The sequence below is a fragment of the Massilia sp. TSP1-1-2 genome, assembly GCF_049896185.1.
Taxonomy (GTDB): Bacteria; Pseudomonadota; Gammaproteobacteria; order Burkholderiales; family Burkholderiaceae_D; genus Telluria_A.
The window spans coordinates 18,382-45,313 of the sequence record NZ_JAFCTU010000019.1; the positions used below are offsets into that span (position 1 = coordinate 18,382).

The following is a 26,932-nucleotide window of genomic DNA, read 5'->3' on the forward strand; positions in this document are numbered from 1 at the left end:
CCGGTGCCGACCATCATCACCCATGCCGCGATCCCGCTGGCCATCGGCCTGGGACTGGGCTCAAGCGTCGTTTCACGGCGCCTGCTGCTGGCCGGCGTGGCTGCGTCGATGCTGCCCGACGCCGACGTACTCGGGTTTCATCTGGGGGTCCCCTACGGTCACGCGCTCGGTCACCGCGGTGTTAGCCACGCCCTCGTGTCCGCCGTGCTGATGGGCTTGACGGCAGCGCTGGGTGCGCCCTGGATCAAGAGCACGCGCTTGAAGGCGTTCCTGTTCGTTGCCATCTGCATGGCATCGCACGGGGTACTCGACATGCTGACCGATGGCGGCAAAGGCGTCGCCCTTTTCTGGCCCTTCAGCGAGCAGCGCCACTTCTTTCCCTGGCGCCCGGTCGCAGTATCGCCCCTGGGGCTGGACCGGATCCTGAGCCGGCGCGGCCTCGAGGTTGCCTTGTCCGAACTGCGCTGGGTCTGGCTGCCCGCACTGACCGCCTGCGCGACCATGTACTTCGGGGTCAGACCACTTTCGCGAAATAGTTTTTTAATTGGGGTCAGACCTCAAGATCCTGGCAATTAAGTTCGTCGCAGCAACGATTGTGGCGTTTCGGACGCCTTTCGCCACTGCGGTTCCGCCCGCCCCCTCCGTTTATCAAAAAAAACACCGTGTTATTGCCACTTCACCGAGGTCTGACCCCAGTTTTGCAATTATTTTTAAATGGAGGTTTGACCCCGGTGTATTTACTCTCAGTCCTTATTGCCAAAGAGAAAATGTATATTTAGGAGAAACAGAGAAAAGAGAAAATGATGTGTAGTAATATTACATGCAGGGGATCTTCATTCCCAGCGGCGGCGTCACAAAAACGATGAATTAAGGACAGGGCGCCGTTCGCCAATCACTCTTCCAGGAGTCGCATATGCGTAGTCTACGTAGTATTACTTCACATCTGAAGCTAGCCGTTGCCATGGCTACAGGTGCAGCTTTTCTTTCCGCTTGCGGTGGCAATGCCGCCGATTCTTCCTCACCTCCACCTAAGCAGCAGCCGCGTGTCATGGCAACGTTCGCCGCGTCGGTCCAGGCACCGGCCAGCGTGCGTATGCACTTCCGGCGCGCACAGCACGATGAAGCCCAATGGGGCGTCTATTCGTGGTGGGGTCCCGTCAATCCGAGTCCGGCCTGGATCAGCGGCCGCTTCATGCTGACGGGCACCGACAACTTCGGCGGCTTCGTCGATATTCCCATCGACACCGCCAAGACCAGCATCTGGTTCCTGGTTACCGACGGCGACGGCAACAAGAACTGCGGGAACGACCAGGGCCTCGATTTCGCCGCCGATATCGCCACCAAAGGCCAGCAGATGTGGATGCTCGAAGGCGACTGCAAAATCTACAGCACACAGCCTGCCATCACCCTGGGCAACCTGGGCGAGGCCAAAGCGCACTGGCTCGCGCCGAACACGCTGGTCTGGCCGGGCACGCCCGCCACCGGCAGCTACAAGCTGTATTACGCGGCCAACGGCGGCCTGAGCTCGTCCCCTGAGGGCGTGACGGGCGCCGATGGCAGCATCGATCTGCTCACGGCAGGCAAGCTCTCGCCGGCGCTGGCCGCCAAGTTCCCGCATCTGGCGTCGAACACCGCGCTGGTCATGGCGCAAAGCGCCGTCGCGAGCCTGCCGGCAAAGGTCAGCAGTCAGTTCGCCATCGCCCAGTTCAACGCCGCCGGCGCCCTGGTGCAGGTAACGTCGCTGCAATCGGCCGGCATGCTCGACGCGCTCTTCGCCAGTGCAGCGGCAAGCGCCAAGCTGGGGCCGAGTTTTAACGCGGCCGGCGTGCCGACCTTCCGCGTCTGGGCGCCGACGGCCAAATCGGTCGCGCTCAATGTGTATGCCGATGCGGCAGCGAGCACGACGACCAGCGTACCGATGACGCGCGACGCGGCCAGCGGCGTGTGGTCGTACGCTGCGCCCGACGCCAGCTGGACCAACCGCGCCTACTATACCTACACGGTCAAGGTGCTCTCGCGCTGGGCCGCCAATGGCGTGGTGAGTAATGTCGTCACCGACCCCTACTCGCTCAGCCTGGACACCAATAGCGCGCGCAGCTTCGTCGCCAACCTCGACAGCGCAGCGCTCAAGCCAGCAGGCTGGGACCGCCACGACATTCCCAAGCTCGAGCACCCGACCGATATCTCGCTTTACGAACTGCAGGTGCGCGATTTTAGCGTGGCCGACCTGACCGTGCCGCTTGAGCACCGCGGCAAGTTCATGGCCTTTACCGATGTTGAATCGAACAGCATGCGCCACCTGCGCGCGCTGCAAAAAGCGGGCCTGAGCCACATCCACCTGCTGCCAAGCTTTGACACGGCCAGCGTGAATGAAGCGGGCTGCAGCAACCCGATCATCCCTGCCGATGGACCGAATTCGCCAACCCAGCAAGCCGCCGTGGCCGCGTCCGAAAACAGCGACTGCTTCAACTGGGGCTACGATCCGGTCCACTACAGCGCTCCCGATGGCAGCTTTTCCAGCAACGCGGCCGACGGCGCCGTGCGCGTGCGCGAATTTCGCTCCATGGTCCAGTCGCTGCACGAAAACGGCTTGCGCGTCGTGATGGACGTGGTCTACAACCACACCACGTCGGCAGCGCAAAATCCGCTGTCGGTGCTCGACAAGATCGTGCCGACCTATTACTACCGCCTTAACAACAGCGGCGGCATCACCAACGACAGCTGCTGCGTCGACACCGCCGCCGAAAACGCGATGATGGCCAAGCTGATGATCGACTCGGTCTCGACCTGGGCGCGCGACTACAAGGTGGACAGCTTCCGCTTCGACATCATGGGCATGGCGCCGCTGGCGGTAATCACCCAGCTCAAGGCCGACGTGGCCAAGGCGGCCGGGCGCGACATCTACCTGTATGGCGAAGCCTGGAACTTCGGCGTCGTCGCCAACGACGCGCGCTTCGTCCAGGCGCGCCAGGCCAATATGTTCGGCACCGGCGTAGGTTCGTTCAACGACCGCCTGCGCGACACCATCCGCGGCGGCGGCTGCTGCGACAGCGGCCCTTCACTGATCAGCGAGCAGGGCTTCATCAACGGCGCCTGGTTCGACCCGAGCGCCACCAGCAAGCAGACCAAGGACGACCTGCTGCGCCTGGGCGACCTGGTCAAGGTGGGCCTGTCGGGCACCCTGCGCGACTACAGCTTCACCGACCGTTTCGGCGCGCTGCGCAAGAACGCGCAGATCGATTACTTCGGTCAGCAAGCCGGCTTTGCCGCCAGCCCGCAGGAAACCATCAACTACGTGGAAGCGCACGACAACCAGACCCTGTTCGACCTGAACGCCTTCAAGCTGCCGCAGTCGACCAGCCTGGCCGACCGGGTGCGCGTGCAAAACCTGGGCGCGGCAATCAACATGTTCTCGCAGGGCGTGCCGTTTTTCCACGCGGGCCAGGAAATCCTGCGCTCCAAATCGATGGACCGCGACAGCTACAACGCCGGCGACTGGTTCAACAAGCTCGATTACACCTACCAGTCGAACAACTTCGGCGTGGGCTTGCCGATGCAGGGCGTGAACGGCAGTAACTGGGCTCTGATGTCGCCGATCCTGGCCAATCCGCTGATCAAGCCAGATCGCGCGGCAATCGTCAGCGCGCGCGACTACTTCCTGGACCTGCTCGAGATCCGCGCCGACTCGTCGCTGTTCCGCCTGCGCACCGCCCAAGACGTGATTGAGCGCGTCAAGTTTCATAACACCGGGCCCCAGCAAGTGGCCGGCGTGATCGCCATGACCATCGACGGGCGCGGCTACCAGCACGCCAAGTACAGCAAGCTGGCCGTGTTCTTCAACGTCGACAAACTGGCGCGCGAGGTCAACGTGGACGAGCTGAAAGGGCACAATCTGTCGATTCACAAGGTACAGCGCAAATCGTCCAGCGATGCGCTGGCGAAAACGGCGACCTTCGATCGCGCCAGCGGTGTCTTTACCATTCCGCCGCGCAGCACCGTGGTGTTCGTGGAGCAGTCGGCGGCGGCGGCCAACGCCAACTGAGAATTTGCAGAGCAGCAAGCGAAGCCACCCGCCATCCGGGTGGCTTTTTTTATGGCGTAAAACCAACACTACTGCCCTGCGTTTGCATACATCGCGGCAGGACACTGTTACCATAAGTCAACATTTGTGTTCATAAGCGCTTGTTTTCATGTGACATGTGCCCTACAAGCCCCCTAAACGCGTTGTGACATATCAAAATAAATATCGGTATGCCGAAAAACATGATTGGAGCGTTTTGTGATGTCCACCTACCATTTGCTGGTGGTTGCGAAAGAGTTACAACACATACTTCAAAAAAATAGATCGGAGACTTATGGAACATCATCAAATTGAGCGCGGCTACTCCCGGCAAGTGCGTCCGGTAGTCCTCAAGGCCCTGGTTGCATCGCTGATCGGCGCCGGCGTGATCAGTGCCGCACCCGTATCAGCACAGGAAGCGCAAACCGTGACCGTGACCGGACAGCGCAAGGCTGCGCAAAGTGCCCAGACGCTTAAGAAAAATGCGGACCAAGTGGTCGACTCGATCGTCGCCGATGACATCGGCAAATTCCCTGATAAAAACGTCGCCGAGATCCTCCAGCGCGTCACCGGCGTGCAAGTCATCCGCGGCGGCGGCGAAGCCGGCACCGTCATCATCCGCGGCCTGGGCGGCATTACCACGCTGCTGAACGGCCGTGAATTTTTCTCCGATTCCGGCCGCAGCCTGTACCTGTCGGACGTGCCGGCCACGATGCTGCAGCGGATCGACGTCTACAAGACCCAGGGCGGCGACCTGCCGGAAGGCGGCACCGCCGGCGTGATCGACGTGCGCACCAACCGTCCATTCGACTTCAAGGGCGCCACCTTCAATGCCAACGCCCGCGTTGAAAACCGAGACAAGGCCGGCACCAACAATCCCGACGTCAGCGCCATGGCCAGCAACCGCTGGAAAACCAGCATCGGCGAAGTGGGCGCCTTAGTCGGCCTGTCCTACCAGCGCGGGCGCTATGCCGATGAAGTGGCGTTCGCAGGCGAACCGGCGGTAATCGACAGAGGCATTATCGGCACCAATTTCTTTGGCCGCTTCATGGGCAATGGCGACCGCAAGCGCGAGGCGCTCAATTTCGCATTGCAGTGGCGTCCAAACTCCGCGCTCAGCCTGTATGCCGAGGGCTTTCGCACCAATATCGACCATCGCTTTCAGAACAACTTCATGCTGGGCTTTCCGCCCAACTTCCGCGGCGCGGCCATCACCACCAAGTCAGGCACCAATTACCTCGACACCATCACGCTGCTGAACCAGGACCACGGCGGCTTCACCTCGACCCAGGCTTTCCAGCACGACGTCACCAACCAGCAGTACGCCCTTGGCGGTGCGTGGGACGTGACGCCGACAGTGCGGGTGACGAGTGAACTGGCCAGCACCAAGTCCGACTTCGCCGAACGCCGCGTGATCGTCGACTTCGACTACACCGCCCACGGCTTTTCGGGCGCGGTGCGCTCCGGCGGCGGCTATGTCGACTTCCCCGGCACGAACATGCAAGACCCGGTCAATGCCAACTTCCGTATCGCCGGCGGCAAAGATATCGCCGACACCCGCGGCGGCAAGTCGACCGACTGGCGCGCCGACGTGATCTGGGATACCAGCGACAATGGTGTGGCCAGCTTTATCGAGGAAGTCTCAGGCGGAGTCCGCCTGGCCGAACGCAAGGCCTACTCCCAGGCCAACCGCGACATGTGGTGGAATTTCGGCCCCAACCAAGGCCGCAACGTCAGTAACTTCCCTGGCCTGTACACCCTGTCGGCACCGACCGCCGGCAACTACGGCGTGAACCAATACATCGTCGCCGACAAGAACTACCTGCTGGACCACACGGCCGACGTGCGCAATATCCTGACCGGCTCCAGCGCCGCGCTGGGCGCCGATCCACTGAGCTATTACGACGACGTCGAGAAAACGTCCGCCATCTACCTCAAGACCAAGTTCAAGTTCCAGGCGGGCGTGCCGATCAGCGGCGTGCTGTCGAGCCGTCTGGTGCGCACCGAGCAGGTCCTGTCGGGCAACTCGCGCATTGGCACAGTGGTCGCGCCGCTGACGGTCGATACCAGCCGCACTGACGTGCTGCCAAGCCTGGCGCTGCGTGCCGACTTCACGCCGAAACTGGTGGGCCGCCTGATCGCGGGCAAGGCCATCGAACGGCCGGCCTTCACCGACTACAATCCGGCGCTGCGGCTTGACAATGGCACCCAGGTCGAAGGCCAGACCGGCGGCGTGCCAGGTTCCGGCACGGCAGGCAACCCCTTGCTGCGCCCTACCCGCTCGAAGAATATCGACATCGCGCTGGAATGGTATTTTGCGCCGACAGGCTCGGTGACCGGGACTATCTTCCAGCACAAGTTCACCGACCGCCTGGCCGACAAGAGCAATCTGGAGGTGATCAACGGCCGAACCTACAACGTCACCCGCCGCTACAACCTGAGCAAGGCGAACCTGGAAGGCGCAGAACTAAGCTACCGCCAGTTCTACGACGGCCTGCCCGGGCTGCTCGGCGGGCTTGGGCTGGAAGCAAACTTCACCTACATGACCGGTACCCAGGTCAACCCGGATGGCAGCGAATCGCCGTTCCTTGGCCAGTCGAAAACCTCGTATAACCTGGTCGGCTTGTATGAACGCGGTCCCGTGTCGGCGCGCCTGGCCTACAACTGGCGCTCGAAGTTCTTGGCCGAGGCCAAGTACCGCGGCAATGCGAACCTGGACTTGTATGTGGCGCCGTTGAAGTCGCTGGACGGCTCGATATCGTATCGGATCAACAAGCAGATCACGGTTACCCTGGACGGCAACAACCTGCTGGACCAGCCATACCATGACTACTTCAACCAGGATACGGGCCTGGTGCGCGACACGCGCCGCTATGACCGGGCGATCGGGGTGGCGATGCACTACAAGTACTGATCGGGGAAACTTTCTCGAAACACCGCCCTCGCGCAAGCGTGGGCGGTTTTTTGCATCTGGGCGGCGTGATTGTGCAGTCATTGTGTACTGATTGTGTACCGATTGTGTCGCGATTGATGAACTGCCTGTCGCCCAGGCACAAGACCGGGTTCGGACGCGATGATAAGCTTGCGTTTTCCTTTCCAAGCTGAGCGCGCCATGAAACAGAACTATATCAACGGGGCCTGGGTCGACGGCGCCTCGTCGTCCGCCAACATCAACCCATCGAACACCGCCGACATCGTCGGCCACTACGCGCAGGCCGACGCGCAGCAGGCGCTGCTCGCGATCGCCGCCGCCGCCGCCGCCGCGCCCGCGTGGGCGCTGTCGAACATCCAGCTGCGCGCCGATGCGCTGGACAAAATCGGCACCGAAATCATCGCGCGCAAGGAAGAACTGGGCACGCTGCTCTCGCGCGAAGAAGGCAAGACGCGCGTCGAAGGCATCGGCGAAGCGGCACGCGCCGGCGCCATCTTCAAGTATTTTGCGCAGGAGTGCCTGCGCCTGCGCGGCGACAAGCTCGCCTCGGTGCGGCCCAACCTGGACGTGGAAGTCACGCGCGAGCCGGTCGGCGTGGTCGGCATCATCACGCCGTGGAACTTCCCGATTGCAATCCCGGCCTGGAAGATCGCCCCGGCCCTCGCCTACGGCAACTGCGTGCTGATCAAACCGGCCGAACTGGTGCCGGCCAGCGCCTGGGCGCTGGCCGAAATCATCAGCCGCGCCGGCCTGCCGAACGGCGTATTCAACCTAGTCATGGGGCGCGGCAGCGTCGTCGGCCAGGCCTTCCTGAACGACCGGCGCGTGAACGCCATCAGTTTTACCGGCTCGGTGAGCACCGGCGCCAAGGTGGCGCAGGCGGCCATCGGGCGCATGGCCAAGGTGCAAATTGAAATGGGCGGCAAGAACCCGCTGGTGATCCTGGGCGACGCCGACCTGGCCACCGCCGTCAACTGCGCCGTGCAAGGCTCGTTCTTTTCCACCGGCCAGCGCTGCACGGCGTCGAGCCGGATCATTGTGGAAAAGGCGATTTATCCGGCATTCGTGGCGGCAGTGCGCGAAAAGCTGGCCACGCTGACGGTCGGCGACGCGCTCGGCGCGGGGGTCGACATTGGGCCCGTGGTCGACCAGAACCAGCTGGACCAGGATCTGGACTACATCCGCATCGGGCAGGACGAAGGCGCCACGCTCGCTTTCGGCGGCCAGCGCGTGCGCTGCGCCACCGAAGGCTTCTTTTTGCAGCCGGCGCTGTTTACCGATTGCAGCAACGACATGCGCATCAGCCGCGAAGAGATCTTCGGGCCCGTGGCCAGCGTGATCCCGGCCGACAGTTACGAGCACGCGCTGGCGCTGGCCAACGATAGCGAGTTTGGCTTGTCGAGCGGGATCGTGACCACGTCGCTCAAGTTTGCGACGCACTTCAAGCGTCATGCGCAGGCGGGCATGGTCATGGTCAACGTGCCGACGGCGGGCGTGGATTATCACGTGCCGTTCGGCGGCAGCAAGGGCTCGAGCTACGGGTCGCGCGAACAGGGTGCGTATGCGGCCGAATTTTTCACGACGGTGAAGACGGCTTATTGCGCGGTGTAAGCACGCCGCCCCCGTCGCCACAACTTTCTTCAGGGCTCCAGCAGCGCCAGCAAGCGCGCCTCGATGAGCGCGTACTGCTCGCCAAGCGCCGCGCTCGCCAAGCGGATGGCCGCCCCGTCGCCGTTCAGCGACGCCTTCTCCAGCGCCTTGCACCGATCCGACATGGCCAGCGCCCCCACGGCGCTGGCACTGCCGGCCAGTGTGTGCGAAATCTCGGCCAGCCTGGCGCCATCGGCCGTGTTTAACGCTGCGGCCAGCGCCGCCATCCGGGGTGGCGTGTCGTCCAAAAACAGACGCGCCAATTCGGCAAATTTTTCGCCAAAAAGCCTTCTCGCCGCCTCCACCGGGTCGCCCTCGACCGCTTCGTCACCAGCGTCGCACGGACCAGCGCCAGGCGTGAGCCAGCACGCCAGCTTGTCGCGCAGCGCCGCCGCGCGCAGCGGCTTGGTCAAAAAATCATCCATGCCGGCGTTGATGCACTTTTCGCGTTCGCCTTCGAGCGCGTGCGCCGTCAGCGCAATGACAGGGATGCGGCGCTGTCCGGTGGGCCCTTGCGCGGTCACCATCGCGCTTTCCAGGTGGCGAATTTCGGCCACCGCCTGGTAGCCGTCCAGTTCGGGCATCTGGCAGTCCATCAGGATCGCCGCATACGGCTTGGCCAGGAACATGTGCACGGCAATGCGCCCGTTCTCGGCCAGGTCAACCTCGGCGCCCAGGCGTTCGAGCATGTGGCTGACCACCTGCAGGTTGACCGGGTTGTCGTCCACCGCCAGGATGCGGTGACCGGCCAGGGGCGGCGGCGCCGCCGGCGCGACGGCAATGACCGCCGGCGGGCTGCTGAAGTTCATGAACGGCAGCGCAATGCCGATCGAGAGCGAGGTACGCAGCGCCTTGAGCGTGTCGATCAAGGCTTGCTGCGGCACCGGTTTGGAGAGCAACGCCGCATAGCCCGCATGCGCGTAGCGGCCACTGTCGGCAGCGTCCGACAGCGCGCCGACAATCACCAGCAGCGCGTTCGAATAGCGCCGGTCGGCCTTGATCATCGCACCCAGCGTTTCGGGATCGATGTCCGGCTGCTGATGGTCGATCAGCACCACCGCATACGGCTGCTGGGCGGCGGCGGCGATCGCCAGCGCATCGAGGCCGGCGCGTCCGCTGTCGACGCTGTCGGCCAGGATGCCGTGCTCGACGAACTGCTCGCGCCGCGCCGCGCACTGGGCGTCGTGGCTGTCGATGCACAGCACGCGCAGGCCCGCCAGCGAGCCTGGTTCAATGGCAGGACGCGTCACGCCCGCCAGCGCCAGGTCGAGCTCGAACCAGAAGGTGCTGCCCTTGCCCTGCGCGCTGTGGGCGCCGATCGTCCCGCCCATCATCTCGACCAGCAGTTTGCAGATCGACAGCCCCAGCCCGGTGCCGCCGAAGCGGCGCGTGGTGCTGGGGTCAGCCTGGGTAAATTTGTCGAAGATGGTCTCCAGGTGTTCGTTCGCCAGCCCGATCCCGGTATCGGTGACGGCGATGCGCAGGCGGCAGTGCTGCGGCCATTGGCCAACCAGGCGCACGTCCAGCAGCACATAGCCGGCCGCCGTGAACTTGATGGCGTTGCTGAGCAGGTTGGCCACCACCTGGCCGATGCGGCACGGGTCGCCCACCAGCATCTGCGGCAGGTGCGCCGGATAATTGACCACCAGGTCCAACCCGCGCGCTTGCGCCGCCAGCGCCTGGCCGCTGGCGAGCGTTTCAAGTTCATGCAGCAGATCGAAGGGAATCGCTTCAAGATCGAGCTTGCCCGCCTCGATCTTGGAAAAGTCGAGGATGTCGTTGATCAGCGACAGCAGGCTCTCGGCGCTGGTGTGGGCCACGCTGGCGAACTGGCGCTGGCTTTCCGCCAACTCGGTGTCGAGCAGCAGCTCGAGCATGCCGATCACGCCATTCATCGGGGTGCGGATCTCGTGGCTCATGTTGGCCAGGAAGGTGCCTTTGGCCACGTTCGATTCGTCGGCCATGACCTTGGCGCGCACCGCTTCGTTGCGCTCGGCCTCGCGCTGGCGCAGCGCCACGATGGTGGTGCCGATGGCGTCGCGGATGGTGGCCACTTCGCGGTCGGCCGGGCCGTCGCCGACGCTGGCGTCAAAGTCGCCCTCGGCGATGCGGGCCAGCGCTTCTTGCAAGTTGTGCAGCGGACGCAGCGCGTTGCGCATGCGCCCGATGATGGCCGACATAGCGGCCAGCAGCACCAGCGACAGCACGCCCAGCGTCACCAGGGCGCCCCCATACACGGCGTTGCGCGACGGCGCAAAGTCCATGCCGATTTCGATGAAGCCGACCGTCTCGCTGGTTTCGGCGTGCGGCGCCATGCCGTAGTCGAGCAGCTCGCTGCGCTGGATCACCTGGCGAATTGGCGCGAACGCCTGGATCGAGCGGCCCACGCCAAGCAAGCGCTCGACGCGGCTGATGGCCGCGCCGTGCGCGCTCATGCTGGCGGCGCGAGCGGGATCGAGCCGCTCAAAGGCGGGCGAGCCGCTCTTGTGATATTCGGCCAGCACCGCCAGGTTGCGCCGGTCGTACACGCGCACCAGGCCAATGTCCGGGATGCGCGCGGCGTAGCTGCTGATGCGCGAACGCGCGCTGCTCTCGGGCGAGAGCAGCACCTGCACCGAGAGGTCGTCGAACATCGGCAACAGCTGGCGCGCCTGCTGGTCGAGGTTACGCTCGATCAGATAATTGGCGCCTGCCACCATCGACACCAGCGTGATGACATACGCCAGCACCGCGGCGAACCACAGCATGGCGGCCATGCGCCGCACCAGGCTTGGCCGCTGCATGGCGTCACTGGACATTGACCTGCTCCTTGAGCTTGGGCGTAATGGTCAGGCCAAAGCGCGCTGCGGCGGCTGCGTTGATGGTGATGTGCGCTTCTCCCAGCGCTTCGAGCGGCTCCCCGGCAACCTCGCTGGCGCTTGAGCGGCGCAGCCGTTCGAGCGTGACGCTGGCAATTTCGCCGGTGTCGGCGGTGGCCGAGAGCAGCGCGCCCTCGCGCAGCAGCGCCGGCGAAAAGGCCAGCACCGGCAGGTTGTGGCGCACGCTGAAGGCCATCACGTCGAAGATGGTGCGCTGGCTGAGGATGGTGCTGTCGGGCGCCAGCCACAGGCCCTGGATGCGCCGCTCGCGCAGCTCCTGCAGCGCCGGCAGCACGGCGCGGTCGGAAGCAACGGCCACGTGGTCCAGTTCCAGGCCCAGGCTGCGCGCCGCCATCTGCGCCTCGGCCACCATGTAGCTCGCGTGGCGCCCGGTGATCAGGCCGATCTTGCGCAGTCCCGGGTCAAGCGCCTTCCAGGCGGCGAACTGCTTGGTCAGCGAAGGAATGCCGCTCACCCCCTTCATCCAGGGCGCAATCAGTGAAAATTCCTCAACATTGAGCACCTGGCAAAACACCACCTGCTTTTCGTCCAGGCGCCGGCGCGCCACCTGCGCGGCCAGCAGCCCCACGGCCACCACCTGGCGCACCGGGGAGGCGTTGATGGCCTTGACGACGTCGGTTTCGCGCGCGCGGCTGCCGCCCAGGTTATAGGTCGTGATGCGGGCGCCGTAGGCCGCCTGCAGCGCGCCGGTCGCCGCCGCCACCGCGCCCTTGTCGTCGGAGGCGAGCACGATGATGTCGGCGCGCGCCAGCGGCGCGAGCAGCAGCGCCAGCAGCGACAGCAGCAGCGATAGCAGCACTGGGAGCAGGCGCATGGCAGGCGCCATTAAAAGTCGCGCTGCAGTTGGAGGGAAAAGCGGCGAGCGTCGGCAGGCACCCGTTTGAGCGGGTGCAGTTCGCGCGAGGCGACGGTTGCGTAATGGCGGTCGAGCAGGTTGTCGATGCGCAGCGAGGCGCGCCAGCCGTCGCCCAGGCGCGCGGCATTGAACACCGCTCCCACCAGCAGGGCCGACGGTACGCGGTCGCGCACGGCGCTGTCGTCATCGAACCGGCCCAGCACGCTGCTGGTGTATTGCGTCTCGAGCGCGGCGTCGACGTCGGGCCATGGCAGCTCGCGGCTGATGCCGGCCTTGAACTGCTGGCGCGGTGAACTGGTCAGGTCGCCCAGTTTGTCGCTGCCGCGCTGCAGCACCAGCGAGGCATAGAAGTCGCCGCGGTCGCCCTGGCGCACCCGCACGGCCACTTCGGCCCCGGCCACGCTTTGCGGCGGCAGCGCATTGCGGTACTGGATGCAGCCTGTGGGGCCAAGCCCGCAGTCGATGCCCTGGTACTGCGGGGTCGCCACCTGCACCGGGGTGTCGCGCAGATTCTTGAAAAAGGCCGACAGGCGCCACTGCACGCCGCTGGCGGACTGCGCGATGAGCAGCGCTTCGAGTGAGCGCGACCATTCCGGGCGCAGCGCCCCATTGGCCCAGATGGTGGAAGCGGCCGGCATGCCGTCCTGGTAGCGCGATTCATAGACCGTCGGCGCGCGGTAGGCTTCGCCGTAAATGAGTTTGGCGCTCACGCCGGGCGCCAGTTCCTGCACGTAGGCCACGCGCGGCGACAGGCGCGAGCTGACACCGTCCGAAAAGCCGTGGTAGCTGTCCAGGCGCGCACCGAGGAACATGGTGCCGGGGCCCAAGCGCATCTCGTCCTGCGCGAACAGGGCCCACTGCATGTAGCTCTCGTGGCGGTCGACGCTGAACACGCCGCTGCGCTGCGTGCCCGGCTGGTCGCCGACCTGGTGGGTGAAACCGATATGCTTCATTTCGATCCCGGCCAGCAGGTGGTGGCCGCGCGCGATGAAGCGGTCATAGCGCAATTCGGCGCCCAGCTGGCGGCTGGCCAGGTCGGAGACGTTGATGTACACCGGCGTTGCGCCACGCTCGCCGGCGCGCGCATATGGATAGTCGCCCCGTTCGGTGGCGGTGAACGAATAGACGCGCGCATTGAGCTGGCCGCCCACGCCCAGCTCGCGCGTAAAGCCAGCTTCAAGCGCGGCGAGCGACTCGCGCAGCATCAGGCGGCCATTGAAGGCCGACGCATAGCTGGCCAGCGGATCGCGCTTGCTGCCGGCCACCAGCAGCGCCTGCAGCCAGGCCGGCCCGGACGTCATGCGGGCGAACAGGCGCGCCGTGCGCGCCGCGTCGTTGCCGGACGAGACGCCCTTGAAGCGCGCGCTATTGAAGGCGGGGGTGTCCAGCTCCGGCAGGTACAGGTCGCGCCCCGCGCTATAGGCGGCGCTGGCGGCGACAAAACTGTTGACGCGCGCCCCGGCCGCGCCGCGCGTGAAATACAGCTTGGCCGCGCGGTGGCTGGCCGCTACCAGGCCGGCGCTGGCGGCGGCGCCCTCCTTGTCGCTGTGGGTGATCAGGTTGACCAGTCCCATGACCGCGCCGCTGCCGTACAGCGCCGAACCGGGTCCCTTGACAAACTCGATGCGCTCGATGCTTTCGATATCGAGGTACTCGAGGAAGAAGCCGCCGTAGGTCGGCTCGTAGACCGGCATGCCATTGACCAGGTACAGGATGCGCGAGCCGAAGTCGCCCGGCACTGCCACCCCGGACACGCCCAGCGCCGGCCACTGGCTGGCCGCGTCGTAGACACCGGGCAGCGACTTGAGCGCGTCGGCCACGCTGCGGTAGCCGTAACGGCGGATGTCGTCGCGGCTGATGACCGAGACATTGGCCGGCGTTTCGGCAATCGTCTGCGCATAGCGCGCGGCCGAGTACACGATGTTTTCCTGGGCCAGCAAGTCCAGTTCATCGGCCGCCGACGGCGCTGCCTGCGCGCGCACCGCGCCGCTGGCAAGCAAAGCCGCCATGGCGATTATCCGGCAGGCCTGCCTTGTCGTTGCTGCGCTCATGTCCCCAATCGTGATCGTACTTACAATTTTTCCTGCAAGTATCCCTGAATTTGAGGAATCAATCAATTGGGCCTGCGATTGCTACAACAGTGGCGTGCGCCGCACTTGACTATCGTGCAAACTTGCCAGCCGTTTCAGACAATCGGGTCAGGCAAGCAGTGTCAGGCGAACGCAATGTGCTTGTTGAGCGGCAGCTCGCGAATGCGCTGGCCTGTGGCGTGAAAGATGGCGTTGGCCAGGGCCGGCGCCGCCGGCGGCACGCCGGTCTCGCCCACGCCGCGAATCGGCCCGCCGCCCTCGAGCACGCGCACCGTGATCTGCGGCGACTGCGCCATGCGCAGCGCCTGGTACTGGTGAAAGTTGGTTTGCTGGGCGGCGCCCCCGGCAAAAGTGACTTGCCCGAACATAGCCGCGCTCAGCGCGAAAATAAGCGCCGACTGCAGCTGCGCCTCGACATTGCGCGGGTCGAGCGCGGTGCCGACGTCGGCGGCGATAAAGGCGCGCTCGAGCGTGATGCCATCCTTGCCCATCGTGACCTCGAGCACATGCGCGGTCGGCACGCCGAACGAATCGTGAAAGGCCACGCCGCCGCCCCTTTCTGAGCGTCTGGACCTTCTGCTTGGGGTCCGCCTCGCTCAGCGCCTTGGCGATGGCGGTAGCTTCTCCTTGTCCACATCGGGCCAAGCCGCGAGCGCCTCGACGGCGGCGGGCTCGGTCGCCGCCGACAATCCGGCGAGCAGCGTTCCGACCTTGGTCTTCGTCTTCGCCAGTTCGCCGAACGGCGCGATGTCGGGGACGCTGTCGCCATGCTCCTTGACGGCCTTGGTCTTCAATTCGCCACAAACCTCCACCAGCCGCTTCAAGACGTCCAAGCCGGCGGGGACATAGGCGAAGTCGCCATGGTTGTCCACGTAGGCGCGGGCGCAGTGCCAGTCAAAGATCGAGACGGCTGATAACTGCTCGGGGGCGACCTTGCCCGACAGCCAATGAACGTCCTGCGCGGCGCCATCGACCATCAACTCAAATTCGGCCCGCGCTGGGCCGGCCTTGCCGGGCTCCTCGTTGGCGTTGGGGTGGATGGACTCGCGCTGGTCGCGCGCGCGGCACGCCTGCTTGAAGACGCGGGTGTAGCCGGACTTTCCCGAGCCATTTCCCCCAAAGATGCCCGTGAGGCCGGCAAAAAATGATGGGACCGACGGCAACTCCGTTTGAGTCCTGTGGGAATTTGCCGACTATAATCGACCGCTCTTCAATGATCCATCCGAGGAATCGCAAGGGCTCCTTTTCAAGGAGCCCTTGCGATTCGAGTCCGTTCGTAACGGGAACGCTTCATCCACAAAGAGATGAACGGCCGCCCACAAGGTCCACGTCGCGACGAACATCGCCGAGGCCGCAGCCACGGCATGGGGGAACGCCGCGGCGTCCTCGCCAAAAATCCCGTTCACTTCGACGACCGCCCTTCCGTGCGCGACATAAGTTCCCAAGGCGAACAACCCCGCGGCGAAAAGCTTGGCGGATCGGAATTCCGCGAAGTGCCGGTCGAGGAATCGGGTGGCTTGGGTGGCCAGCACGAGCATGCCCAACGCCGCCCCGGTCAGCAGCGCGGCGACAGTGGCCGCAGGCGAGAGCAATCCATATGACGAGAGCAACGCGTTGCCGGACACGATGAAGACGTGGCGAGGGACATGCCGATCAGCTTGGTTCGCAATCGAAAATGGCGGACCTTCGAAAGGTGGCGCAGCCGCAAGCGCTGCGCACGCAAGCGCGCCCGCGATCGCAATGTCGCCCGCCGCCGACGCGGGTCCTCGCCGCATTCCAAAAGGTTCATATCGCGCCCTCTTTCGGATCACCCCGGTTTGATCGCGTGCGTGTTGCATCTCGCGCCAATACATCGCAAAGCATTGATCTAGCGCAAACCGTTCGATTGACAGATTTCGACACCGCAATCACCATTTGGCAACATTACGAAATAGGAACGCCCATGCAGCCATTCATCGTGCAAGGCGACAAGACGAGCCATGGCGGCACGGTCCTCACCGGATCGCCCTTTTCCGACTGCGACGGCAAGCCGATCGCGCGAGTCGGTGACATGTGCTCGTGCCCGAAATGCAAAGGGATATTTCCCATCGCGCAAGGGGATCAATCGAACATCATCGACGGCGCGCCGGTCGCCTACCACGGCTGCAAGACGGCGTGCGGAGCCTCGCTGGTATCGAGCCAGATCCGAACGCTGACGGAGCCATCGTCCGGCGCGGCGCCGGGAGCGGGCGACGGCGGCGCCGATGGCGAAGTCTCCAATGGATTCGGATCGGTCGGCGCGGGCATGGCGGCCGCCTATCAAGACGAGCCGCACGAGTCCGATTCAGAGCGCTTCCAAGGCCGTTTCCGACTGGTGAGCGTCGACACTGGCGAGCCCATTGCCGGAAGGGCGGTCCGCGTTCGGTCCACTGGCGGACAATATTTGACGGCCACGACCGACGAGCAGGGATACACGCAGTGGGTCGAACGAGAAGCCGCGGAATCCTTGGCCTTCGACCTCCAGGAGCAGTCCGCGTGAGCGCCCCTCCCCCGCTGGCCACAGGAGGGATGTCGCCCGGTGGCACGACCACGGTCGTCCGCATCAATGGCGTGAAGATCGACCCCGTGGACAAGAAAATTCTCTGCTCGGCGATGTGCAAGTGCGACAAGCAGCCGAACATCGGCAAGGACGGAAAGCAACTGAAACAGGGCTGCGTCAGCGCGCATCTAAAGGGGCTCGACAATGCTCTCGATTTTCGCTCGAATTTCAAGCAGGAGCTCAACTACGATATGACCCAGACCCCTCCGTCCCCCATCACGGACAGCGGCGTGGACACGAAGGGTCATGATTTTCTGCCGGGCTGGATTGGAAAATATTGGGGCTCCAAGCCCGAGCATTCGCCAACCTACAAGGCCGGCATTGGACTCATACGCCGGCCAGACGTCGTTGTCGTAAAAGATGCCTCAAAACCCCCGACGCAGGACAACATCAAGCAGATCGTGGAGATGAAATTTCCCCCCGACACTCTCAAAACCGAGCAGAGAGACGCCTACATTAGAATAGCCGGGGACGAAAAGAAACTGGCGAAGCTGGAACCGGGCGACTGCGACTGCCAGAGCGAGGAGCCCAAAGGGCCCAACATACCCGTCGAGGAGCTTGGCGCCGCTGCTGCGGTCGCGGCATGGGTCGCGTATATTCTGTCGCGAGGCAAAATGCCGCGCCCGCCGTTGAGACCGATCCCCGGCCTTGTCCCCGCTTTTTGAGAGAATAGAACAATGGCAAAACCAAATGCGGACGCTTTCATGGCCGAGTGGACCAAGACACACGGTCCTCTCGACATGCCTGGGGCGATGCTGATGAAATATGGCCCCGAGGATTACGTCGGGGCGACGATCGCGGTCAGAGGCACGCTTTATTTCAAAGGCTCGCATACGCCCGAAGGTCGAGAAGCGTTGTGCAAGTGCTTCGACGCCTACAAGGCGATCGCGAACGATCATTTGAAGTGGCTATGGCGCGACGAACCGCCATCCGGGCCGGACAAATACCCCTACGCCAAGGCTCCGCAACTTCGCGAGATGGTCAAAAAAATGGACGAGGAAGACCATTTCGGGTTCACTTATACCGGAGGCGAGAAGCCGCACGACGCGAGCGCGTGGATGTTCAGCACTTTCGGGCGTCGCGCATGGCAAGCCAGAATGGGAACGTGGGGTCCGGACTCCCTTATTTTTTCCGTTCCCAAAGAGGTCGTGGAGGCGAATCCGACACTTTTCCAGAAGCTCTTTGTCGAGTTTTGCAAGCTTCTCAAAGCAGAGCATGGCCATGGCGGGTTCGCGCTAAATCTTTCGGCCGTGCGCGGGGAACCGAACGAGCCCACCGAGGCAGTCATGGTTTCGAAGATGGCGGGATTGGACGCCGGCACTGGCCACTTGATCGGAGGGCTTCCCGGCAGGGACGTCGAGCACCATCTAGTGACCGTGGGGTGGCTGACCGCCATCAACCATGCGATGGTGGAGAAAGTGGGCGGACTCTCTTCGCTCCGCTCCGAACTGCCCGCGAGCTGGTTCGCGAAATACGACTACGGCAATGGCATCGTCATCCAAGCAGGACCCGAGCCGGAAATCGCCCCGGTGGAACTTGATCCAAAACCTGCCATCTACGTGCTGCCTGCGATAGCATTGAAGGAAGTGCGGTTGATGGCCGATCTCTCGCTCCACTACGGCTCAAAAGATGGCGAGCCGAGGCTCACCGGCCTGGCGGCGAAGGAATGGCTTACCCGCTTCGACGTGCCGGAGGATGAACTGATGCGCTACAAGACGAAGCTCTTGAATGAACCGAAGCTGTCCAAGGAAACAACGCTCCCCGACAGTTTGTGACGAGCCACATTAGGCCCGCAAGACATCGAGCGCAACGCCCGCCGCCAACGCCTTTCTGAACCAAGCGGGTCGTGGGCCGATGCTGGCCCAAGTGTTCGCCGGGTCGGACGGGTCCCGATACTTTTGCCTCTCGCGGCGCGGTTTCGCAGGCTTTACCCCACGCGCATCGAAAATCCTGTTCAACGGCATCCCCAATCCATAGGCGACGGCATAGATTTCCTCGATGGCGGCCTCGCGGCGCTTCGATTCTTCCCGAGATATCTACCCTTGGCGCCAAACCAAGCTGCGTCGCGGCTTCATGACTACGTTTTTGGCGGCCGAGGACGCGCCGGCCTAGCGGATGAAGCGTCCGTTTGCTCAATACCGGCGCCGTTCGCTCTCCAAGCACTTTACGAAATTATTGAATGCAGCCTCAACGAGGCCTTCATGCGTGGGCGAAGAGAAGAAAGCCGCCGCCAGGCTGTGGCACGAATTGGACGACCCAGCCGTCCTGCGTTCGATAGTCTTGGCGATCTGGTAGAGGTTGTTGCGTCGCCGCTTGCTGTCCGCCGCCTGGTGGACGATCAGCGACGACAGCGAGATGGTCGCCACAAGGATCGAAAGCGAGATCGCCCCCTCGCCAGCCTTGCGGACGGCCATGAAGTAGAGCCAGCAGACGAGGCTCGCGACAAAGATCGGAGCGAGCGCCAGCCACAAGGCCCATGTCGCGACGAACATCGCCGAGGCCGCAGCCACGGCATGGGGGAACGCCGCGGCGTCCTCCCCAAATATCCCATTCACCTCGACGAGCGCCCTTCCATGCGCCACGTAGGTTCCCAAGGCGAACAATCCCGCGGCGAAAAGCTTGGCGGATCGAAATTGCGCCAAATGCCGGTCGAGGAATTGGTTGGCCTGGGTTGCCAGCACCAGCATTCCCAACGCCGCCCCGATCAGCATCCCGGCGACGGTGGCCGATGGCGATAGCAATCCATATGACGAGAAGAGCGCGGTGCCGGCCATGACGACGACGCTCGCGCCGGACACGGCGATCAGCTTCGACCGCAGGCCCAAGGCGCGAGGCTTGAAGACAGCGCGCAGCTTTGGACGCAACAAGCGCATGCGCGCGCGCAGTGGCGGCCTTCCGGCCCGCTCCTCCGTATCCCGATTTCGTTCGCCTGTGTCCATGCCGCGCTCCCCTCCCATTGATCGACACCGTTGGAGTGGGCGCGACGGGAGAAGTGCGGCGGTGACTTGCGAGGGTTGAGCGAGCGCAATGAAGTCGATTGGCATTTTTTCAACGCGGCAGACTAGAAGTCCGCTCCGTTGACCAGACAGGGAACGGGCATACATCGATCCTGGCAAGCAGCCGTCGTAGCCTCAGTGCGCCCTTCGATGAGCGAGGCCGATGCGCCCTAGGCGAGGCGAAGCGTAAGGCGTTTGAATCACCAGACGACGGGAAACGCCACCGAACTGAGCCGCGCGGCTGTTATCTGCCCGCGGCTTTCGCGTCGGCAGGCCGCGAATCAATCGCCGAAGTCCGTTGAAGCGACTTGGGCCGGACACCCGTCGACCACGCCGGCCCCAAGAACGAGCCGTCGAGATCGCCCGTCCAGGCGCATCGCTATCGGCATTCAACAATCTGAAATTCGGTCGGGACTTGGACCTGGGGCACGAGCGAGCTGAATCCTCCCCGGCTCAAAATGTCGACTCTTGGAGGCGCGACGATCGCCCGCTTTTGGTCCGGCCCGATGAAGACCACGCCCTCCGACGCCGCGGGCACTCCCTCGCAATTCGAGCGCTTGTTGAAGTCCATGGCCAACGCGATCCGGTAGATATTGCTTTGCCGGCGGACGTCCGGAGCGGCTTGGTGGCCCACGACCGCGCTCCAAGTCACGCCGGCGAAAAAAATGGCCGCCGTGATCGTGGCGTCGCCCCATCGCAACGCCGACGCGCATCGGATCAGCCAGGCGCCGCTCGCGACGGTTGCAGGAATCAAGACCGCCCAAAAGAGCCACGCGCCGATTGCCATCGCCGAAGCCGCCGTGGTCGCGTGCGGCAGCGACGACGCGTCGATGTGGAAGATGTTGTTCACCTCGCCGACCGCTTGGCCGTGGGCGACAAAAGTCGCCAGCGCGAACAATCCGAAACCGAAGAGCTTCGCCGACTTGAAGCGCGAGAAGTGCCGATCCAAAAACCGATGGGCGACCGCGCCGAGCACAAGCGCGCCCAACACGGCCCCGGCCAAGACAAGAACCCAAGCCCATCCGCTGATCGAGGACGCCCCGTTTCCAAGAGCCCGGGCCAGCAAGACGCAAGCCGCGCTTGCTCCCGACATGGCGATGACTTTGAAGCGGAAGGAAAATTGGGAGCGGACGGAAAGCGGGGGGTGGCGCCGAAAGCGGCTCTTGCGTCGCCGCCCCCATGGCAAGAGGGCTCGCGACGCGGCGAAGCCATCAAAGGCCGAAAGTTTTTTCTTGTTCATGATCGCCCTTGATCGGCAAGCAGGGGGAGCCCAAGCGGCCGCCTACCTGGCGGCTCGCGATTCCAAGAAGGCATGCGGAGACTTGGCTCATTTGACGACGGGAACAAGGGCGGGGTCGCGCTTTTTCTTTTCCTCGAGCAGGCGCCACTTCTCGGCGACCTCCGGCTCGAACAACGGGACGAACACGACCCAAACGCGCGCGTATTTTTTTGCCACCGAGCGCCTGCAGAACACTTCCACGCCGGGCTGGTCATGCTCGACCGACTTGCGCGCCCAACGGGCCCTCAGTGGGACGACGCATCGGGGAACGGCGACCCGAATATCCGGATCCATCGCCTCGTAAGCCGCTTTCCTCCCGACGCTTTCCTTGATCAAAAACGCTCTGGCCGCCTCGCGAACTTCGTAAAGGCCATGGAATTGGGCGTTCCCCCGATATCCCAAAAGCGGATCTCCGTGAGCGTCCGGCTCCGCGGCCGCGGCGATGGAAAAGATCAGCGCGAGGCCGGCCGCGGCGGCGACTCTACTCGATCGTGACGGTTCCCACATATTTCCCCTCCTTGTCGGACCTGTTCTTGATCAAATACGCGTAGAGCGAGTTCCACATGGACAGCTCATACATCGTCACGCAACCTTCCGAAATATTCCCCACATGGACAAAATTGCTGTTGAGCGTCGCGGCATATTCGATCGGGAACCAGACCGTATCATATTTCAAGTCCGGGTAACCGCCCGGGTTGGTGGCGTAGAAGCCAGTGCTCTCGGGGCTCTTGGGGTTTTGCGGCGCCAAGATTCGGTATGTCCCCTTGGGCAAAGGTTTGGAATGCTTCATTTTTTTGTAATCGGGACTGGCGACGTTGGTCTCCGGATAGTCGACATCCGAATCCAAGGAAATCGTCGCGGTTTTTCCGTCGAAGGACAGCGTGGCCATCAACTGGTTGTGGCTGTCGCCGCCATGGGGTATGGACATCAGCCATTTTCGGCCTATCTGCTTGGCGACGAGCTTCGCGCCGTTGCCGCGCGTCGCGGCGATCAAGCACTTGGCCGCGTTGGCTTTGGACAGGCTGGCTTTGAGCCCCTTGTTGGTGCCTTCGAGGATGAGGAAATGCGTCCTTTCGCCCTCGTCCGAGATGGCCACCTTGACGAACTCGCACAGGTAGCCGCTCTCGCCGGACGGCTCCAGCTTCACCCGCAGCCAGCCCGTGGTGTCGGCGGACTTCGTGTAGCGGATCTTCACGTCGATCGGGTGGACGCTTCCGGGCCTCGGGTTAGTCGGGGCGACTGCGATGGGTTGGCTCATGCTTGGCGATGCCCCAAATAGACTTCGATCGGTTGCGCGCCGTCGGTGGCGTAGCGCTTGGTGCAGCCTTCCGCGTCGGTGACGCCCTGCTCGTAGGCACCCGATTGCAGCTTGACCGTGTAGGGGATGTCGGGCATGGGTTGCTTCTGGTCGTCGAGGAGCGCGAACTGCTCGTCGAAGGCCGCGTCCTTCGCAGGCGAGGCTGCTTTGCTCAATCCCCCCGCCGCGGAGGCCGCCGCGGACGCAGCTTCCGCCGCGACGAGGGCCTTAGCCGCCTTGGCCGCGGTCGTGGCGCCCGCGCTTCCCGAGCTCCACTCCACGGTGTCCGTGAACTGAGTGGCGACCAGCGTCGCGCCGCACGCCGTCTTCATGCCGGCGACGGCCACCCCTTTGCCATAGAACGTCGTCGTGAGGACGCCCTCGATGATGGGGAACGCTCCTTTGCACTGCGGGCATTGGACCTTGTGGCCGATGTAGGCGATGGGCTGCCCCATGCAAATGTCCGTCAACGAGCCTTCCAACACGACGCCGCCGTGGCTGGTCGGATCGCCCTTCCTGATGATTTCGCCCGCCATGCGCGCCCCCCGATTTTAAGTTTTTCACAACATTGTAACTTAAATATTCGAGGGCGCGCTGCGCATTCTCTATCTCCGATTATGCGCGCAGAATTTCATTACGCGAGGGGCGCTCGCATACAAGAAACTGGCGGCGAGCAACGCCTGCCAAATTGTTCGACCAATTCATAAATATCTTGATAGCCAGCCGCCGGCGCTCCTGCCGCCTCGCTCCGCGAGCTTAGGGAGTCGGCCGTGAATGGCGGCCGTGTGGAGCGAGGCGAGCGGGAACAAAGGGGACGAGGCGTCAGTTTGACTTCGCGACCGTGGCGGCCTTAGCGTCTCCTTCATAGTGGACGATCATCTCGTCGTGGTCGGCGATCTGGCCCACCGCGATTTTGATGTTGTTCGCCAGCAGGGTCATGCTATGCAGGCCAAACGCGTTGCCGGTCACGCCGGGGAAAACCACGCGGTAGTCGCGTCGAGAATTCCTGGGCATGTTGAACTTGGTCGACACCTTCCTCACAAACGACAAAGCCTCCCCATCCATATAGATGCGCGAGATGTCGGGATCTGCCGTCGCCACGAGATCCCGGCGGTTGAGGTAGAACCATCCGGTGGCTGGGCTTGGGTCGAAAGCGACCGTTTTCCGCACGTCGCACGCGTTGCTAAAGAAGGCCAAGTGCTGGGCCAGGCCACCACCTAGGGAATGCCCCACCAAGTCAATGGGCGCTTGGGAGTCTTTGGCACGCCCGGGGATCTTCGAACAGGTTGCCGAGTTTGGCACTTTGGGCAGGACCCGGGCGAGCCCGATGATTAATCGGGAACCTTCCGTTCGCGCATCGGCGAATTGCGGATTGTCCCCCAGGCCAAAGTCGACATTGCTGAAATTGGCGATCCAATCGTCTGCCCATTGGTATTTGGTGTTTTCGGTGCCACGGAAGGAGATCGCGGCTTGTATCGGGGATCCCAAGTCGTCGAGCTGGACATAGGTTTCGTAGTCGAGCCCCTTCCCGCTCCGGCAAGGAATGAGCGGGGCGCCCGCGCGCTCGCCGCTCTCCAGGCCAAGCTTGTCGATCAGCGCTCGGTCGAGTCGGCGCCAACCCACTGGAAGTCCAAGACGCAGAATCGAATCGGAACCGGACGACACATAGTCGCATCCATGCTTCATCCGATCCTTGGGGTTTTTGTTGAAATCGCGACGATATACTGATTCCGCCATGTCGGCATAGGACGACACGTCGCGCATCAACGCCGCGACTTCCTCCTGCGACAAAGTTTTATCTTGGACCCCGTCGCTTGTGCGCGCGGATTCGAAGATCATCGGCGTGCGGACAGTTGCGCAAGCGGCTAGCAACCCTGTGGCGGAAAGCAAGGTGGCGTATTTGATAATGTTCATCTGGTCTCCGGAAAAGTGAATAGGTCCAATCAAACGTCGCCAAGGCCGCGTGGCGCCGCCTATCGCGGGACCTTCTTTCCATCGATCCCTGCCCGAGATTACCACGCCGGAAATGTCGTCTTGAAATGTTTTTTTGACATTTTGACGGATGCGTTTAATTCCACTCAATCGGATCGGAGGTCGGCGAGGCTTGCGGCGCTTGCCCCACCCGGAAGTCGCTGAGGATCGCGCCTCCATCCGAGGGAGACGACGCGCATCCGAGAGAGTCCTTGGGTTCGGCGCATCTATTTTTCGAGCGCCTTCTGACCGCCAATAGTCCGCGATCGGCCCAGCACGTCGACGCCAATGGCGTCGATACGCTGGCTACAACGTTTTGTCGAGGTTGCGGCCCTTCCGCCTTGGCTTGCGAACTTCAGAGTAAGCCGAGGCATCGCGTCTGTAAAGTTTGGCCCTGGCGCGCAGCTCAACCACCGATTTGATATTGACCTCCACGATGGGAACGTGTCCGTCCGCCATCGAAGTGAATATGATTCGGAACGGCTGGCGGGCCTCCTCGCCTTCCGGGGACACCATCGAAAAGGTCGCGGACACCACTTGTCTATCATCGAACCTTTCTATCGCCTTCCTGCGCAATTCTTCAAGCGGCATGCCGCGCGCTGGCTCGAAGCGATGGAAGCAGACGATCGAAGTTGCGAAATCCAAAGCGGCTCGGACGGTATTTCCATGGGGCGAGTAGGCGCGGTTAATTCGTTTGTATTTTTGGATGTCCATCGAACAACTCCAAGATGAAAGTCTGGATTTTACTAAAGTCGACGCGGGCGCCTCGCAATCGAAGGGGCCGCCGCAGAATCTAATTCGGCACGCTCCAATTCGCTGACGGCTTGCGCGAGGATGGCCGCGGTCTCGGGGGAGCATTGGTCGAAGCAGTCGCGCCATGGCCGACCCGACTCCATGACGGCCCTGGGATTGAATGTCTTGGATGCGAGAAGATGCGCGAGCACGACTTGATCGCACGGGTCCAGCACTGCGCACAAGATCGCGTCTTCGGTGATCAGGGCGCCAGCCGCTTCCAACACCTTGAGGCATTCCAACTGGCCACGCCTGGCGGCCGTCTCGATCAAAGTCCAAGGGCCGGGACCCTCGCTTCTATGGTGGAACATGGAATCCGGATTCAATCCGGAAGCCAAATGCCGCCGCAATGTGTTGGCGTGGCCACGTTCGATCGCGTAGCTCGCCAAGCGAGCCAGCCGATCGGCCTCGGCCGCCGCGCCGCCGCGGGCTCCCCTGTGGCCATTGTTGATCTTTCCGCTGGACTGCATTCCTTGATCATCTCAAAAACGCAATGGCCACTCAAGCCGCCAGTCGAGAAACGGATGGCGTGGTTGGACCCATGCGCGGCGCCGATGCAAGCGCCGCTATGTCTGTTGTTGCCGTGTCGCCACGCTGCTCAGTCTTTATCGCGAGTATCCGAATTATCACTTGCGCAATAAAGTTGAATCATGTTTATATATAAATATAACAATATAATGATTCTCCCTTACCTGAAAGGTCCACATGAACCAAATCGCCATGCTCGCCTTGATTTCTTTATTCGCACTGTCCGGATGCGCTGAGATGAGAGAGCGCACCATGCCGCCCGAGAAGAATTTGCTAAGCGGCGCTGGGATCATCATGCAGCGCGAGAATGCGGAACAGATCGACGTGGAGAAGCTCATAAAGGAAATGGATTTGGCCAATGCAACCGTCATCGAAAAAGAAGGACCCGTTTCGGAAATGTGGAAATACCGACGCAACGAATTGCAGAGCAAGCTCATCATGGCGTCCAACCAACGATGCGGACTCTACTTGCGCGAAATCACCGCGGCCAAAGCGCAGACTAACATGGCGTGGGGTGGCCTATCCCTGCTTCTGACCGGCGCTGCCACCGTCGTGACCCACGTGCCCACCGTCAAGGCCCTGGCTGCCGGAGCCGGCGCGGCAACCGCGACGAATGCGCTTTACGATCAAAGCTATTTCAACAACCTCGCCGTGGGAGTCATCTCGGCGGGCATCGCGAAGCAGCGGGAAGGAATTCTCATCCAAATGGGAAACAAGAGCAAAATGAGCTTGGTAGAATATCCGGTGCATCGCGCAGTCGCCGACGCGCTGCAGTATCACTCGGCATGCAACGTAATCAGCGGATTGGAAACCGCCGCCGTCGCCACGAAACTCGCGCCGACGCAACCGCGTGTCGACAGTAGCGTTCCCCCGGCGACGCCGCCAGTGGCGCCTCCGGTGGCGCCACCTCAAGTCGCTCCTCAGATCTAACGGCGCGAACGGACGAGCAGTAGCCGTCAGAGGTCATGGCATCTCAGATGCCGACGCGGCCAAGCGGCGACATAGCCAAAGGCCTGGCCATCGC

The 26,932-nt window shown here is 63.0% G+C and carries 23 protein-coding genes; 8 read left to right on the forward strand and 15 right to left on the reverse strand.

Annotated elements, in window-relative coordinates:
• Window positions 1-3: 3 nt before the first annotated feature.
• The 4 genes from ACP7BV_RS16735 (at window position 4) to ACP7BV_RS16750 (ending at window position 8,603) form a co-directional block, all read left to right on the forward strand.
• On the forward strand, window positions 4-576 hold the full coding sequence (locus ACP7BV_RS16735) for a metal-dependent hydrolase (RefSeq protein ID WP_426105417.1): 573 nt from the start codon (window positions 4-6) through the stop codon (window positions 574-576).
• 385 nt (window positions 577-961) lie between these two features.
• A complete protein-coding gene (locus ACP7BV_RS16740) occupies window positions 962-4,042 on the forward strand; it encodes an alpha-1,6-glucosidase domain-containing protein (RefSeq protein ID WP_426105419.1) in 3,081 nt (1,026 codons plus the stop codon).
• Window positions 4,043-4,355: 313 nt separating this feature from the next.
• A complete protein-coding gene (locus tag ACP7BV_RS16745; RefSeq protein WP_426105421.1) occupies window positions 4,356-6,974 on the forward strand; it encodes a TonB-dependent receptor in 2,619 nt (872 codons plus the stop codon).
• Between the two features lie 198 nt (window positions 6,975-7,172).
• Window positions 7,173-8,603 carry an aldehyde dehydrogenase family protein gene (locus ACP7BV_RS16750; RefSeq protein ID WP_426105422.1) on the forward strand — a complete coding sequence of 477 codons (1,431 nt, stop codon included), beginning with the start codon at window positions 7,173-7,175 and terminating at the stop codon, window positions 8,601-8,603.
• A 29-nt stretch (window positions 8,604-8,632) separates the two neighbouring features.
• Here the strand turns inward: ACP7BV_RS16750 and ACP7BV_RS16755 are convergent, their stop codons facing one another.
• The 6 genes from ACP7BV_RS16755 to ACP7BV_RS16780 all read right to left on the reverse strand — a co-directional run bounded on the left by ACP7BV_RS16755 (window position 8,633) and on the right by ACP7BV_RS16780 (window position 16,305).
• Window positions 8,633-11,440, reverse strand: a complete 2,808-nt coding sequence (locus tag ACP7BV_RS16755) for a response regulator (protein WP_426105423.1) — start codon at window positions 11,438-11,440, stop codon at window positions 8,633-8,635.
• Window positions 11,430-12,335, reverse strand: a complete 906-nt coding sequence (locus ACP7BV_RS16760) for an ABC transporter substrate-binding protein (RefSeq protein ID WP_426105425.1) — start codon at window positions 12,333-12,335, stop codon at window positions 11,430-11,432. The genes ACP7BV_RS16755 and ACP7BV_RS16760 overlap by 11 nt, the downstream gene beginning before the upstream one ends.
• Before the next feature lie 11 nt (window positions 12,336-12,346).
• A complete protein-coding gene (locus tag ACP7BV_RS16765; RefSeq protein WP_426105427.1) occupies window positions 12,347-14,386 on the reverse strand; it encodes a TonB-dependent receptor plug domain-containing protein in 2,040 nt (679 codons plus the stop codon).
• 203 nt (window positions 14,387-14,589) lie between these two features.
• Entirely contained in the window at window positions 14,590-15,012 is a 423-nt protein-coding gene (locus ACP7BV_RS16770) for a molybdopterin cofactor-binding domain-containing protein (protein WP_426105429.1), read from the reverse strand.
• A gap of 51 nt (window positions 15,013-15,063) precedes the next feature.
• On the reverse strand, window positions 15,064-15,630 hold the full coding sequence (locus ACP7BV_RS16775; protein ID WP_426105431.1) for a hypothetical protein: 567 nt from the start codon (window positions 15,628-15,630) through the stop codon (window positions 15,064-15,066).
• A 30-nt stretch (window positions 15,631-15,660) separates the two neighbouring features.
• Window positions 15,661-16,305, reverse strand: a complete 645-nt coding sequence (locus ACP7BV_RS16780) for a hypothetical protein (protein ID WP_426105432.1) — start codon at window positions 16,303-16,305, stop codon at window positions 15,661-15,663.
• Between the two features lie 104 nt (window positions 16,306-16,409).
• Here ACP7BV_RS16780 and ACP7BV_RS16785 point away from each other — a divergent pair, with 104 nt between their 5' ends.
• Genes ACP7BV_RS16785 through ACP7BV_RS16795 form a run of 3 tightly spaced genes read left to right on the forward strand, consistent with a single transcriptional unit; the run spans window position 16,410 to window position 18,820 of the window.
• On the forward strand, window positions 16,410-16,985 hold the full coding sequence (locus ACP7BV_RS16785; protein ID WP_426105433.1) for a PAAR domain-containing protein: 576 nt from the start codon (window positions 16,410-16,412) through the stop codon (window positions 16,983-16,985).
• Window positions 16,982-17,710, forward strand: coding sequence for a VRR-NUC domain-containing protein (locus ACP7BV_RS16790; protein ID WP_426105435.1), 729 nt, complete (start codon window positions 16,982-16,984; stop codon window positions 17,708-17,710). Before ACP7BV_RS16785 ends, ACP7BV_RS16790 begins: the two co-directional genes overlap by 4 nt.
• Before the next feature lie 12 nt (window positions 17,711-17,722).
• Entirely contained in the window at window positions 17,723-18,820 is a 1,098-nt protein-coding gene (locus tag ACP7BV_RS16795) for a type VI immunity family protein (protein WP_426105437.1), read from the forward strand.
• Between the two features lie 9 nt (window positions 18,821-18,829).
• Here the strand turns inward: ACP7BV_RS16795 and ACP7BV_RS16800 are convergent, their stop codons facing one another.
• The 9 genes from ACP7BV_RS16800 to ACP7BV_RS16840 all read right to left on the reverse strand — a co-directional run bounded on the left by ACP7BV_RS16800 (window position 18,830) and on the right by ACP7BV_RS16840 (window position 25,850).
• Entirely contained in the window at window positions 18,830-19,009 is a 180-nt protein-coding gene (locus ACP7BV_RS16800; RefSeq protein ID WP_426105439.1) for an H-NS family nucleoid-associated regulatory protein, read from the reverse strand.
• Window positions 19,010-19,177: 168 nt separating this feature from the next.
• Window positions 19,178-19,984, reverse strand: a complete 807-nt coding sequence (locus ACP7BV_RS16805; protein WP_426105441.1) for a hypothetical protein — start codon at window positions 19,982-19,984, stop codon at window positions 19,178-19,180.
• Between the two features lie 436 nt (window positions 19,985-20,420).
• On the reverse strand, window positions 20,421-21,281 hold the full coding sequence (locus ACP7BV_RS16810; RefSeq protein WP_426105443.1) for a hypothetical protein: 861 nt from the start codon (window positions 21,279-21,281) through the stop codon (window positions 20,421-20,423).
• Between the two features lie 87 nt (window positions 21,282-21,368).
• Window positions 21,369-21,827, reverse strand: a complete 459-nt coding sequence (locus tag ACP7BV_RS16815) for a hypothetical protein (protein WP_426105445.1) — start codon at window positions 21,825-21,827, stop codon at window positions 21,369-21,371.
• Entirely contained in the window at window positions 21,802-22,578 is a 777-nt protein-coding gene (locus tag ACP7BV_RS16820) for a hypothetical protein (RefSeq protein ID WP_426105447.1), read from the reverse strand. Before ACP7BV_RS16820 ends, ACP7BV_RS16815 begins: the two co-directional genes overlap by 26 nt.
• A complete protein-coding gene (locus tag ACP7BV_RS16825; protein WP_426105448.1) occupies window positions 22,575-23,153 on the reverse strand; it encodes a PAAR domain-containing protein in 579 nt (192 codons plus the stop codon). The genes ACP7BV_RS16820 and ACP7BV_RS16825 overlap by 4 nt, the downstream gene beginning before the upstream one ends.
• Before the next feature lie 286 nt (window positions 23,154-23,439).
• Window positions 23,440-24,531 carry a hypothetical protein gene (locus ACP7BV_RS16830; protein ID WP_426105450.1) on the reverse strand — a complete coding sequence of 364 codons (1,092 nt, stop codon included), beginning with the start codon at window positions 24,529-24,531 and terminating at the stop codon, window positions 23,440-23,442.
• 363 nt (window positions 24,532-24,894) lie between these two features.
• Window positions 24,895-25,302 (reverse strand): hypothetical protein, encoded by a 408-nt coding sequence (locus ACP7BV_RS16835; RefSeq protein WP_426105451.1) that lies wholly within the window; start codon window positions 25,300-25,302, stop codon window positions 24,895-24,897.
• 32 nt (window positions 25,303-25,334) lie between these two features.
• A complete protein-coding gene (locus ACP7BV_RS16840) occupies window positions 25,335-25,850 on the reverse strand; it encodes a hypothetical protein (protein ID WP_426105452.1) in 516 nt (171 codons plus the stop codon).
• A gap of 235 nt (window positions 25,851-26,085) precedes the next feature.
• Here ACP7BV_RS16840 and ACP7BV_RS16845 point away from each other — a divergent pair, with 235 nt between their 5' ends.
• Window positions 26,086-26,838, forward strand: coding sequence for a hypothetical protein (locus tag ACP7BV_RS16845; protein WP_426105454.1), 753 nt, complete (start codon window positions 26,086-26,088; stop codon window positions 26,836-26,838).
• Window positions 26,839-26,932 lie beyond the last annotated feature (94 nt).